Annotated in this window: 3 protein-coding genes and 1 pseudogene; 2 read left to right on the forward strand and 2 right to left on the reverse strand. The window is 74.8% G+C overall.

What is annotated here, in order from left to right; genetic code table 11:
* Nucleotides 1-172: 172 nt before the first annotated feature.
* Nucleotides 173-11,851: a toxin glutamine deamidase domain-containing protein gene (locus ACZ5GT_RS03070; RefSeq protein WP_469013441.1), complete on the forward strand. Its 11,679-nt coding sequence runs from the start codon at nucleotides 173-175 to the stop codon at nucleotides 11,849-11,851.
* Nucleotides 11,852-12,009: 158 nt separating this feature from the next.
* Nucleotides 12,010-12,595: pseudogene (locus ACZ5GT_RS03075) on the forward strand (DUF6629 family protein).
* A gap of 72 nt (nucleotides 12,596-12,667) precedes the next feature.
* Here ACZ5GT_RS03075 and ACZ5GT_RS03080 read toward each other — a convergent pair.
* Nucleotides 12,668-13,285, reverse strand: a complete 618-nt coding sequence (locus tag ACZ5GT_RS03080) for a TetR/AcrR family transcriptional regulator (RefSeq protein WP_469013448.1) — start codon at nucleotides 13,283-13,285, stop codon at nucleotides 12,668-12,670.
* 194 nt (nucleotides 13,286-13,479) lie between these two features.
* On the reverse strand, nucleotides 13,480-14,148 hold the full coding sequence (locus ACZ5GT_RS03085) for a TetR/AcrR family transcriptional regulator (protein ID WP_469013455.1): 669 nt from the start codon (nucleotides 14,146-14,148) through the stop codon (nucleotides 13,480-13,482).
* Between the last annotated feature and the right edge of the window lie 12 nt (nucleotides 14,149-14,160).

A 14,160-nucleotide genomic window follows, 5' to 3' on the forward strand; every position in this document is an offset into this window, starting at 1 on the left:
GGGTGTCAGGCCGAACTCCGATGTGCGGTCGGGGGGTGCGAACGGTGCGAACGCCGGGGGTGGTGCGGTGCCTCGGCCGGTGCGGTCGGGGCCGGGGTACGACCGTCCGGCCACGACGGGTGATCTGCCGCTGTCCGGGACGCATCGCCCGGACGCGGACACGGGCACGTCCGTGACGGAGCCGTTCCCCGGCAAGGGACGGAACCTGGGCGCCGAACCCAACGGCGCCCAACCCAACTCGCACCCGCGCTCGGGCGCCGCCAGGCCCGCGGGCGGTTCGGGTGGCGGCGCGCGCCCCTACACCCGCAACGACAACCCGGTCACCACCTTCAGGCCCGACTCCGGCCCGGGCGGCGGTACCGGCGGACACGGCCCGGCCAGAGGTGCCGGGACGACGAACAGGGGCGGCAACGGCTCCGCCACCGAGGTCGAGCACCGCACCCCCACCACCGCCGGGTCCGAGGACCCTCGCGACGCCGGCAGTTCGGGGACGACATCCGTGTCCCGGCGCCCGGGCGACGCGGACGGTCCGCCGTCCGCCTCTCCGGGGCGCACCCCGGCGCGTGACGGTAACGACGGCGGGGAGCGCCCGGACACACCCGCCGGGCAGCACCCGGAGCCGGCGCCCGCCCCGCCGCGGGGCGGGCCGCCGCAGGACCCGCGCTGGGACCCGGACGCGGCACACACCGTCCTCACCCACCCCGACCTCGACCCCGACACCGTCCACACCGCCCTGGCGCACGCCTCGACGATCCTCACCGTCCGCGCCCACCAGGTGCTGCCCGGCGTCGATCCGCGGGGCATCGCTCCGCTCGTGCCGCGGCCGGAGGACGGCCCGGGAACGGTGGTCCACCCGGCGATGGTCCGTGCGCGGCACCTGGTCGCCGCGGAGATCGTCCGGCACGGTGTCCTCTCCGGCCAGGTGCTGGCCGGACAGATCCTGCCGGGGGCCGTGCAGCCGGGCGGCGAGGTGCCGCCGGTGCTGTACGGGGCGACGTACGACCCGGCGCTCGACAGCGTGCGGCTCGGCGCGCACACCGTGGCCCTGACCGACCTGCCGGACTTCCTCCAGCAGTCCATGGGCTGGAACCCGGGCGAGCCGGTGGTCCTCCCGGTACCGCTGACCCCGGAGACGATGGCGCTGCCGGGCGTCCAGGGAGTGGCCCCGCTCGCCCTGCCGCGGACACTGGCCGGCGCCCTGGGCGTGCCCGTCATCGTGCCGGTGGCCCACGAACAGGACCCGGCCACGGCGCTGCTGTGGGTGGCGGTCGACCCCAGCGGCGAGGTCGGCACCGCCGCGCACTCCCTGGGCGCGCTGATCTCCGCCGACGCCCGGCACACGTCGGCGCACGTACGGACGGAGGGGCAGACGGGAACGGAGGCGGCCACAGCCCCGGACAAGGGCAAGGGCAGGGCCACCGGCGCGGAGACGGGCGCAGCACCGCGGTCCGGGCCGGTCCCGGCGGACGAACGGCGGGACGAGACCGAGGTCCACCAGGCGTACGCGGACGCCCAGCGCGCGGTGTTCGCGGCGCAGGACGCCCTGGCCTCGCTGCAAGCGGCGCACACCGCCGGGGTGGAGTCCTCCGCCCATGCGGACGGCAGCGCGGTCGCCGCGGCGTCCGACCGGCTGGCGGATGCCCTGGCACACCTGCGGGAGGCCGAGCGGCACCGGCACGCCCTGCCCGAGGGCGAACCGCTGCCCGTGGCCGGGGAAGCGGACGGCCCGGCCGACGGCTTGTCCGGCGGAGCGCCGCGGCCGCTGCGGACTCCCCTCCCCGGCACGGCGGACACGGCGGACACGGCGGACACGGCGGACACGGCGGACACGGCGGATACGGCGGCCACCGCCGACACCGCCGGCCCCGCTGCCGACGCCGTTTGGGACGCGCCCGCGTCCTGGACGGCCCAGGAGACCGTCGTCGAGGCCACGCACGAGGACGTGGGCGCGCCGCAGGACGACTCCGCGGCCCCGCTCCGCGACCCCTGGACGGAGTTGCGCGACCTCGCCGAACCTGCCGCGATTGACACCGAGCACTTCGATCCGCGCAGGTCGGGACCGTACGCACCGGGCCGGCTGGCGGGCACGATGAGCCGGATCAGGCTGGACGCCCGGCGTTTCCAGGCGCCCTCGGGGGAGTGGGTCAGCGACGCGACCCTGCGCCTCCACCTGGCTCCCGGGCCCGGGGTCACCGACGAGGACACCCGCGCCCTGGCCGAGCGGATGACACCCGTGGTGCACCGGGCGATCAACGCGCCGCTCTTCGAACTGCCCGACGGCAGCGTGTTCCACCTCAACGTGGAGTTCCTCGCACACCCCGCCGGCGCCCACCACGTACTGCGGGTGCACGCGGAGCCGGGCCGGACCACCACGACCGACGCGCACCTGCTCGACGAGGCCGGCAGGCCGCTCACCGAGTACCAACTGCTGCACGAGTTCCTGCACTTCGTCGGCCTGCCGGACCGCTACTTCGCGCCCGGCTTCCTCTTCCGCGACCGGCCCTGGTCCCGGGCCATCGCCTTCGACGGCTCGCTCACCGCCGGTGAGCCGCGCGAGGGCGCCCCGGCGCTCGACGCCGACGACCTGGCCGTCATCGGGGACGTGTTCCGCTCGGGACCGGTGATCCGGGACCTCCCGTATCCGCCCCCGGCGCGGAACCCGGACAAGCAGCCGACGGACCCGGCCGCGGAACCCGGTGAGCGGCAGCCGGCGGACGCGGGCGCCGCACCGGGGGAGCGGCAGCCGGCCGTACCGTCCCCCGCCGACCGGGGGGCGGCGGCCCTCGCCCCGTCCCCCGGGCCCGCGCCGCTGAACTACCCCTGGTACGTGGACCACGGCGCACTCGGCGACGCCGAGGTCGGCCGGGTGCCGGAGTGGTCGCGGCAGCGTGCCGAGCTGTGGGCGGCCGTCGTCGCCTCGCACATTCCGGACCGGGCCGTGCGGCGTGCCGTGCTGCCCGTCCTGCAGCAGATCCTCGCCCTCCCGGACCCGGCGCAGTGGAACGAGGTGCTCGCCAAGGGGAGCCTGGTGGTCGTCGGCGAGCGACTGGTCTGGCTGCGGCCGGTGCTCACCGGCATACGGCCGCACGGCACGAGCCCGCTCCCCACCGCCGGAGCAGGCACCGCTCCGGCCAAGGCCCCCGTACCCTCCGGCTGGTTGCCGGAAGGCGACCGCGAGCTGCGGGTCGGCACCCAGTCCACGTCCCGCAGCGGGGCGCGGACCATCACCTCCGGCCTCTCCGCCGCCGTACAGACCGCAGTGCAGCTGGGACTCGCACACGCGTCCGGCCTGCCCGTGACGGTGCAGGCAGCCATGACCGCCTCGGCCACCGGGAGCCGGAGCGCGGAGCGGACCGTCAAGTCCGCGCACCGTACGCACCCGGAGTGGAAGGAGTTCTCGGCGGCCGACGCCGGCATCCGGTTCCGCGTGTTCGTGGACGGTGAGGAACTGGAGAACGAGGCGGTCGTCGACCGTGACCTCGGCATCGCCTTCCCGCCCGCTCTCCCGGCCGGCGCGACGCGCGTGGGCCCGGTGGAAGACGCCGGAGGGGAGGAAGGCACGTCCGACGGGCGGGAACCGGTGGTGCAACGGCCGGTGCGGAACCCGCAGTACCTCAACGCCCTGGACACCGTGCCGCTGATCACCGGGCTCCACCGGGCGCTGCTGACCGCCGGGGTGCCCGCCGCCGCGGTCCGGGACGTGATGGTCCGGCTGGAGCCGTGGCTGGGCGAGCGGAACCTGCGCCAGTACGCCCGCTGGGTGCTCACCTCCGGCCTGCCGACCGGGCCGATCGAGGTGTCCCTGCCAGGTGTACGCCGGTCCTTCCGGGCCGCCTTCACCATCCGGGCCGGCATCGAGAGCCTGCAGTTCCTCGGACTCTCCGAACCGGGCCTCAGCCGCGGCCTGGAGGCGATCACCACCAGCAACACGGCAGCGAAGGACGGCAGTTCGGGCACCGCTCTCACCGGCGGCCTGCTCATGACCGGCCTGTCGCACGCCGCTGAGGGCGCCCTGGTCACGGGACGCGCACCCGACATCAGTGTCACGTCGAGTTCCACCCGCAGTGCCGGGTACGCGCTGGCCTCGAGCGCCGTCCGCCACACCGAGTTCAAGTCCAAGCAGCCGCAGGTCACTTACGCGGCCGGTCTCGCCATGACGGTCTCCGTCACCTCGCCGACCCACCCGGGCATCGGCGAGGTGACCCGTACGGTCCAGTCGGAACTCGGCACCATGTGGCGCGGCCGCCCGCAGGCCGCCGACTTCGAGCGTCGGGTGCTCGGCGCCGTGCACACCCCGGCGTTCCGCCCGCCGGCCACCCCTGACGTGGAGGCCGCGCCCCCGTCGCTGCGCCCCGGCCCGGTGGAGACCCAGCCACACGTCAGGGCGCTGCTGCGGGAGTCGGGCACCCGGCCGGTACGCCAGGCCCGGCGCCCCGCCCGGCTGGACGAGAACCCGTCGGCACCGCATCCGCGGGAGCCGCTCGCGGTGGCGTCGCGCAGGGGCGGCGGCTACGCGACCACACTCGCCCTGCCGGGGGCCGAACTGGTCCAGGACCACTTCCTCGCCGCGCTCAGGGACGAGGCGGAGCGGCGTGGCGACCGGGTCAGGGACTGGACCACCGTGGAGCGGGAGTTGTCGTCCGTCTTCGGCCGGCCCGCCATGGAACAGGACCTCGGCCGGGTCATCGCCGGCTACCGGCGGACCGTCTGGGCCGGGAACCGGCCCTACCGGCTGTCCGTCCGCGGCCACCTCCTGCGACGGCTGCCCGGCGACCTGGAGACCGGGATGGAGGTGGAGTCGGTCCTCGGCGCAGGCGGCGGTGTCCTCGGCCACCGGGGCACCCGGTGGGGCGTACGCGGCAACCTCGGCGGCGGCCTGGGGGTCAAGATCCTCGACAGGCTCACGCTGCAGATCGGCGGCCTCGGCGGATTCGCCGAGTACAGCCGGGGCAACGACACCTCGTTCACCAGCGGCAACAAGTGGAGCCGCAGGTCCAAGCCCAAGGCCGGCACCGACGAGTACGTCTACGACATCGTCTACGAGCAGCGGCTCACCCCGCTGAAGCCGCGCGGCGACCGGAAGGAGGTGCTGCGCAAGCCGCAGCCGGACGGGCCGTCCACGACCTGGTGGCTGGACCGGCCCGGGGACGTGGTGGCACAGGTCGCCGTGCCGCACGCGTTCGTGCCCCGCACGCCGGTCGCCGCCGAACAGGCCGCCCGGGCCGGCACGGCGACGCGGGAAGACGCCTGGCCGACCGGGGGCCACCTCGACTTCGCGCACGGCGGCACCGCGGGCGTGATCCCCGCCTTCCTCTCCGTGCCCGGACTCGCCTCCCTCGCGGCCGAGTTGTACGCGCGGCTCAACGGTCTGCCCGACGAATGGACACGGAACCCCGAGTTCTGGCCGGACGAGATCCACGCCCTGGCCGATCCCGCCGTCCTGGCGTCGGCCTTCAACGACATGGTCGGCCGGTTCGGTCACGAAGGCGACCTGCGGCACCGCAAGGGCTTCCGGCAGGGTTTCCGGCTGCGGCTGCGGGCGTACGAGCCACAGGATCTCGGCGTGACCCCGGTCGGTGTGGACGTCGTCGACACCAAGGAGGCCGGCAGCGCCCGGGGCACGGTCGCGGGCAGCGCACTCGAGATCGGCGTCAGCGGCACGATCGGCGGCTACGTCGTGGCGGCGGGCCCGAAACCCGAGCCGGACCCGGCCGACGGCCTGCCACGGGACCGGTTGTCCTCGGTGGGCGAGAGCGGCGGTCACCTGTACCTGCAGGGCCGGGGGTGGGCCTCCAGGACGTGGAGCGACAGCCGCCGCGAGGAACCCGGGCAGGTCGCCAAGAGCAAGGCCACCTACAAGGCGGCACCGCACGAGGTGCGGGCGCAGCCGGTCTTCGAGCTCACCGTGATCCGCTGGAAGGGCGGCAGGACGCAGCAGCGGACCGGCTACCTCGGCGTGGCCGACGGCCTCCAACTGCTCGTACCCCAGCGGGTACTGCCGGATGTGATGCCGAAGCCGCGGGACGAGGCACCCATGCGGGCGCCGTCCGCCGCGCAGCCCGCGGCAGGCGGCACGGCACCCGCGACGGCCGCCGCCGGGGAGGCAGAGGCTCCCTCGCCGGTCCGGCTCGACCGCGACTACCTCACCTCCGACGTCGCGGGCGGCATCGGCCGGGTCGAGCGGCTGCGCGCGGACCAGGTCATGGACGTGATCACCGCACGTCTGCAGGCACACGGCGTCCTCCCGGCGGGACCGCCCACCGACTCGCCGCGCCCCGACCTGCTCCACCGCACGCTGCACCAGCTGTTCTCCTCCGACGCGCTGGAGAACCAGATGCCGCTGCTGCTGGGCACCGGCGTCTGGGCCTGGCTGCCGGTGCCGGGTTTCCTCGGCGCCACCTCCTACGTCTGGGTGCGGGTGCTCGCCGAGGAGCTGCGAGCGGCGCACGCGCACCGTACGCGCCCCGACGGCAAGCTCAACGTGGCGACGTCGGCCACCTTGAACACTCGCCGCGACGAGGGCACTTCCGGTTCCCGGGGCGGGGAGTTCCACGGCAGGGCGGGCGCGTTCCACGCCAGTGGCCGGGACGGGTTCGAGGTCAACGCCGGCTACCGGCACACCAGCAGCCGTACGGTGTCCCGGACGAACGCCCAGGCCGAGATCTACGACGCGGACCCGCCGGACGCGCCCGAGGAGTTCGACCACCGGGTGGTCTTCAGGGTCGAGGTGGGCGGTACGACCGAGCTGCCCCGGGTCCTGGACCTGCCGGTGACCGGGGTGCACCACGCGCTGCTGGGCGTGGCGCACCACGGCTTCGACTCGCGCGAGCGCATGGCCAGGGTGCTGAACGAGCACCGTGGGTGGACCTGGTTCGAGGGCGCGGGACGGGCGGAGGGCGAGGTACGCGTCCTCGTGCCCGCACACCTCACCGGGCCGGCCGGCGACCGCCCGGTACCACCCGTCAGCCGGGTGTACGGCGAGGAGCCGAGCTGGGCCGGGCGCCGGCCCGCGCCCGAACTGCCGGCCGAGCTGCTGCACCGACTGCACCCGCTGGCCGTCCCGGCCGCGGCCGCGGTGGAGCGCTGGTCGGCGCTGGCCGCCTCGACGGCCAGGCGGGAGCCCGACCTCGGGGCCGCCGAGCCCTGGAGGGTCCAGGGCACCGACTTCACCACCACCGCGGGCCCGTCGTACGCGCATTTCACCGGCACCGGCATGGTGAAGTCCAACATCGCCCGGCTGCTGCGGCACACCTACGGCGTGCCGGTGAACGGCCGGCAGGTCCTGGTCGGCTTCCGCCTGGACGGCGCCACGGTGGTCGGCCCGCCGCAGGGTGTGGAGTACGAGGCGGCGCGGTTCTCCAGGGACGAACCGGCCACGACGCACACCGAGGCCGTGTCCGACGGCTGGTCGGCCGGCGCGGGCCTGCGCACCGTGGGCGACGGCGCCGGCCCCACCACGGTCTACGGCGGCGCGCCGGTCTCCGCGGGCGTCCTGCGGAGCAACGCCGCCGCGTACCGGGACGCCTCCAACGACGAGAACTCCAGAACCGGCAAGGTCAAACGCCCCTACCGCTACTACCGGTTCGACCTCACGGTGGTCTTCCAGGGGCCGCGCCGCACGCTCGAAGTGAAGGCGCCGCACGGCCTGTTCGCCATGCTGCCGCTGGGCGGGGACGGCCGTCTGCTGGGCGGACTGGAGACGCTGCTGCCCGAGCTGTTCGGTCCTGACCGGAGCGGGGAACCGGCTCTGCCGCAGCCGCAGCCGCAGCCGCAGCCGCAGCCGCAGCCGTCAGTGCCGCTGCCGGTACCGGCACCGGAGGAGTCCCCGCTCACGACACCGACACCGACCCCGCCCGCCAGGACCGGGTCGCCGGGCGACACGGCGGGCGAGGGCATCGCAGGCACCGCGGGCGGGGACACCGCGGGGCGCGAGCCGGCGGTGAACGTGCCCGCGAACTCCTTCGGGCGCCGGGCCGGGACCTGGAGCGGGCTCTGGACGCCCCAGCTGCGGCCGATCCCCGAGGAGGACTTCGCCGGCCTGCGAGTCCCGGACCACGTCCTCGAAGAGCCGTCGGCCGGCACGGAGCCCGCGGTCGAGCCCGACACGACGCCTCGCGAGACCCCCCGGCCCCCGAGGCCGACGATCCCGCAGGCCTTCCTGGACGCGCCCAGGCCGCCCCGTGCCGATTCCGTGGCCGCCGCGTCGGTCGCGGACCGGGGGAGCGAGCCGGTGAGCAAGCCGACGAACGGGTCGGCGAACGAGCCGGTGAACGGGCCGGTGAACGGGCCGGTGGGCGGAACCAAGCGCGCTCGCGAGGAGCCGACCGGACAGGGTGAGGGCCTCGCCGAGGCCGCCGACGACCGTGCGGCGAGGTCCGGCCCGATGACGGACGCGCGCGAAGGCGGTGCGTCGAAGCGGGCCCGGACACGGGCTCACGAGAACAGTGTGGCGGTGTTCCGCGACCGCGGGCTCGTCCCGCCGACCCGGGCTCAGCGGGAGGCCCTTGACGGTTTCCTGCGAGCCGCCGGTGACAGCCGGCCGGGGTCCCTCCGGCTGACGCCGGAGCTGCTGCGGTCGGTCAACCCGCACAGCCGCAGCGCGGACGGCGGGGAACTGCTGGTCTGTCTGGAGGCGACGGAGGCGCTCCGGGACACCTTCTTCGGGCGTCCGCGGCCTGCCGGGCAGCCGCAGGCGTCCCGTGCGGAGCAGGCGCCGGGCTGGACCCTGCTCAAGCGTCATGGGATTCCGGTCGCCTACGGGCCTGCCGAGCCCGGCGTGGATCTGCTGCTGGCGCGGTTGAGCGAGGCCGGTCCGGGGACGTTCTCCACCGTGCTGTTCGGGCGTGAGGGGGAGGAGGACGGACACGCTCTGGCCCTGGTGCACACCGCGGACGCGATCGTGTGGGCCGACGCCACGACCCACCGGGTCTGGGCGGCCGAAGAGGGCCGGCTGCCGGGAGAGTGGGCCCGCGGCCGCATGGTGTGGGCGGCCACGTCCGGTCCGGACGAGACGGACCTGGGCGGCCCGGCCGACCAGCGGCTGTTCGACGCGGACGGAACCCGTTTCGGGACGCCGCCCAGCGACCGGTTCGCCGGCGGCAGCCGCAGCCACCCCTACGGCGAGCAGAGCTACCACCAGCAGGGCTACTCCCAGCAGGGCTACTCGCAGCAGGGCTACTCCCGGCAGGGTTCTTCCCGGCACGGCTCCTCCCGGCAGGGCTCCTCCCGGCAGGGAGGCTACGGCCGCGCGGGTGGCGGCAGCGCCGCCGCGACCCGCCGGCTGATCATGCAGCCGGGGTACGCCTCCGGTGACCAGTTCGCCCTCGCCGCCGCGCTGGTCCACGACCCCGGCCTGCACGTCCTCATCGGCCACGGGCCACGGCCGGGCAGGCCCGGCCACGACCCGGTCCACGACAAGTCGGCGGGTATCGCCGCCTTCTACCGTGACACCGGCATCGGTGAGCACCGGATCCACTTCGTGGAAGCGGCGAGCCTTCGGACGGAGGATGTCTGGCCGGCCCTGGAGCAGGAGGGCACCCGCATCATCGAGCAGGACTGGCGGACGCCTCAGGAACGGTGGAGTGACAACACACTGCAGGGCGTGACGGACGCCACCAACTACATCGCGGAGGTCTTCTCCCCGGACCTGCGTGCCTCCCTGCGGGAGGCATGGGGGCTGAACCGCGACTACGACCAGGAGATCCAGGCCTGGCTGCGGAGCCGGAACATCCGGCTGCCCCGCCCGGGCGGACGCGTGCTGGTGCTCTGGTCCCGCTTCAGCGGCAAGGGATACAACTGGACCACCCTGCGGGGCCGGATGGAGCACGACACCAGTTTTCAGGGAGTGCGTCAGCTGCTGCGGACGGTGGCCCGCCAGTACGCCGCGGTGATCATCACGGGGGACCCGCATCCCGCGCAGTGGAAACACAGCGGCAAATGGGACCAGGTGGTCGCACAGATGCGGGACGAGCTGCGCGTGGACAACATCCACCAGGTCACCGGCTTCTGGCGGGGGACGGAGCCGGAGCTGGCCGCCTGGGGCGGCGGGACGCGCACCGGCCAGTTCCGGCTGTACGACTTCCTCGACCGGTACCACGAACTGAGACACCTGGGCTTCCGCTCCGGCAACCTGGAGGCCATGGCGCTCCTCGGCCACCGGGTCCGCTACCTGGAGGAGTCGGATGCCCCCGGCCGGGGCCGCATGCTCCAGTGGAGTGACAGGGGAGAGGGCCGGACCGGGAAGGGAGGCATGGCTCCGGGCTACGAACGGCTCCTGGTCGCGGAGCCGGTGACCGCCTCGGGACGGTACTCCAAGGATGTGCAGGACGCCCACCCGCCGAAGGTCTTCCTTCCGCCTCCGCCCGGGGCCCGGTGGCCCAAGCCGGTCGAGGTCTACGGCATGGACCGCGGGTTCCTCTACACGGACTTGGAGCACATCCGCGAGTACCTGGACGTGCGGACGCCTTCGGACCCCGAGCAGGACCAACTCGCCTTCGAGCGGGACCGGTTCGAGTACTTCAGGCGGAAGTACGCCGTGATCGGCGATCACGTCAGGTGGTACGCCGATCTCCTGCCCGCCGAAGACCCCACCGGGTACAAGCGGGGAGTCCTGGAGACCTTGGCATGGGTCGACTCGTTCTTCCGGCATCAGCCGGAGACGTACCCCGGCGGCCCCCGTCAGCTCGCCTCCGACCTCACGTATCACCTTCTCCCCCAGCTGCAGAACGTCTGGTACTACTACCGCCAGCTCACCGACGGGTACCAGTCGTGGGAGCAGCAGAACCGGCAGCCTGCGCATGCGGCGTCGGGCAGCTCCGGTGAAGGGCAGTGGTATGCCGGCGGCGGCCGGCCGCTGGGCGGTCCGGCCGGCGAGGCTCGTAACGGCACGCCCGTCGCGTCCGCCGATGGCCTGCGGGGGACGCCTCAGGGATATGAGTGGCTGGACCGGGTCAATCCGTACCGGGAACAGGGCGGCGAGTTCGCGACCAACTGCGTGCTGACGGCCATCGCCGTCGACCTGTCGCTGGCGGATCCGGAGGGCGCGGTCCACCAGGCGCCCCCTTCGGAGCGGGGTGCGCAGGGCCGGCCGGAGGGCGAGGTCTCCGGCCTGCGGAACTACCTGGCCCGCTATCTGGACCGCGACCCGGATCCGGTGGACGGCCCGGCGGCCGTCGTGGAGGCGATGTCCCGGGCACCGCTCGGCGCGCGGGGCATGGTCGTCGTCGAGGACGGCGACAGTGAGATCGCCCATGTGATCAACGTGACGCACGATCACAACGGTGTCGTCTTCCTCGACGGGCAGGCGGGTGCCCTCGCCCCCGTGCCGGCCGACGCGGTGGCGTTCCTGCCGACGACGGAGGGCATCCCCGGATTCCCGCTGCGACCGGAGACCGGCATGGCCACGGGGCCGGTGAGCGCGCCTGCCGGTTTCTCCCCCGTCCGGTCCGGATCGTCGGCGGCCGTGTCCGCGGCGACGGCGCCCGTCGGGGCTGGTCCGGAGCACGCGGGTGTCGCGGCCGAGGGCGCCCGGCAGGACCGGGCCGGCGTGCGTTCCGCCGACAGCGACGGCGGGGTCTCCGACGGCGGCTCGGGGGCCGGCTCGGGCCGGGACGGCGCGTTCGAGGGCCGGCCGGATCCGCTGGCGGAACTCATCCGACGGGAGTACGAGGAGGCGAAGGCCGCCATGGCGGCGGCCGCGATGACCGTCCGGGAGGCGGAGGCGGCGGCCGCCCTCGCGGGCAGCGCCGGAACACCCGGCTGTGAGCTGTCGGTGGCCCAGGCGCACCTGCAGAACACCGGGGACCGCCTCAACAGGGCGAAGCAGTTCTTCGAGAGCTTCTTCGGCTCGTGATCCCGGCATGGACCGGACGTCCCAGGGAACCAGGACGCCCGATCACGGAGCCGAGCGGCGGCCCGTGGAGCGGCCCGGCCGGAATCACGCGGTCGGGTCCGCCCGGCGGGGCATGATGCGGGGCCGGAGACCGTGACGGACCGGCCCTGGGTGGCGCGATGTGCTGGAGTGCGACGGCCGACCTCGTGGCGGGAGGCGGGATCGCCGCCGTGGGGGTGGCCTCGGTGGCGCGCACCCGCCGGCCCCGCGACCTGCCGCTGGCCGCGCTGCCGTTGCTGCTCGGCGCCCACCAGCTCGTCGAGGCGGCGGTCTGGCACGCGGGCGGCGGCACCGGCCCCGTCACCGTCGCCTGGGCGGTGATCGCCCTGCCCCTGCTGGCGGTGTGGGTGCCGGCCGGTGTGCTGTGCGCCGCGCCGGGCCCGGCGCCGGCTGATCCTCCCGGCCGTGACCGGCGCCGCGACCGCCGCGGCCCTGGCGTACGCCCTCGCGACCCGTCCGGTACGGGCCGAGATCCGCGGCCACACCGTCGGCTACGCCCTCGGCCTGCCGCACCCGCAGCCGCTCGTCGCGGGTAATCTCGTCGCGACCGTGGGCGCGCTGCTGCTGTCCGGCGACCGCCGCCTGCGCGTCCTCGGCGTCCTCGCCGGCGCCGGCGCGGCCGTCTGCTGGGCGCTGTGGCGTCTGGAGTTCGTCTCGACCTGGTGCGCGTGCGCGGCGCTGTGCTCGGTGGTCCTGTGGGGGTAGGCGGGCGGGCGGCGGCCGGCGCGCTGGCCGACGGTCCGTCGCCGCGGCAGCCGGGCCCCCCGCGGGTCCGGCCTAGCCCTCGGAGCCGCCCAGCAGCCCGACCCAACTGTCCGCGAGCACCTCGATCAGCTGCTCACGCTCCGTGCCCCAGCGCTCCCGCGTCCAGTTGCGCGCCGCGTGGTCGAGCTGGGCGATCGCGAGTACACCCCGCGTGTGCCGGCTCTCCGGCGCGAAGCGTCCCGCCTGGTCGAGGCCGTCCTCGACGTCGCCGATGGCCTCCTCGATCCAGGCGTCCACCAGCCCGCGCAGCTCCGGGTCGGCGGCCGCCGCCTCGAACGCGGCGTTGAGGTACGGGCGGGCGGTGTCCCAGCGGCTGGAGATGTCGAGCAGCCAGCGGGTGATCGCCTGACGGCTGCCGTCGGCGACGACCGCGACCAGATCGCGTGCGGTGGAGCCGTGCGTGGGGGAGGCGATGCGCTCCAGCAGCTCGTTCAGCTCGCCGATCAGCGCCCGCATCAGATCGCTGCGGGACGGGAAGTACGCGTAGAACGTCACCCGCGTGGTGCCCGCCGCGGCCGCGATGTCGTCGACGGTGGTGGCCGCGTACCCCTTCGTGCGGAACAGCTCCAGTGCCGTGCTCAGCAGGAGCTTGCGCGTCATCCGCTTCTGGGCCTCGCGCAGACCGGCCATCTCAGGCCACCCCCCGCCCGGAGGAGGACGGCGCGGCAGGGCGTGAGGAGGCCGGTCGGTACGTCATGCCCAGATCCTAGCCCGGGGGGCAACAGAGCTGTCGTTGCGGCTGTTGCTCGTACGCTTTGACCGCTTGACTGACGTGCAGTAAAAGGCTTCCCGGGGTTGCGGCGGGCGGTCGCCCGGGCGCCGTCCTACCGGCCCAGGTCACGCTCGACGATCGCGGCGAGGTACCCCCGGAGCATGACCTTCGCCTCCTCCAGCAGGCCCGCGTCGCCGTCGGGGTCCCGGCGGAAGGCCTCCTGGGAGAGCGCGTCGGCGGCGAGCACCGCGGCGTGGCAGGCCCGGGCGAGGGCCTCGCCGTCGGCGACGCCCAGCGCGAGCAGCACGCGGCGGAGCCCGTCGGCCATCCGGCGTTTGTGCTCGCGGTCCGCCGCCCGGGTCCGCTCGGTCAGGCCGCTGCCGAACCACAGCGCCCGGAACCCGTGCTCCGAGCGGTAGAGCGCGGCGAACGCGTCCACCAGCACCCCCACCGGGTCCTCCCACCGCTGCGCGGTCGCGGACTCGGCGAAGCCGTCCATCACGGACTCGAGCTTGGTGAAGTAGCCGGCCGCGAGCGCGTCGATGATCGCGTCACGGTCGGGCAGGTACTGGTACAGCGACCCGATGGACACCTTCGCCTCCGCGGCCACCCGGGTCGTGGTGAGCGCCTCGACGCCCTCCTCGACCAGCACCCGCTCGGCGGCCTCCAGGACCCGGGCCAACCGGGCCCTGCTGCGCGCCTGTTGGGGCCTGCGGCGCAGCGGGGCGACGCCTTCGAGCCCGTCGACCCCGCTGTCGGGACCCGCGGTCGGCTCTCCCACGGAACAACCTCC

The organism is Streptomyces sp. NPDC031340, assembly GCF_055569945.1.

What these genes read in the sequence shown, in the direction of transcription:
- ACZ5GT_RS03080 (WP_469013448.1), bottom strand. Translation starts at nt 13,285, where the DNA reads ATGGCCGGTCTGCGCGAGGCCCAGAAGCGGATGACGCGCAAGCTCCTG.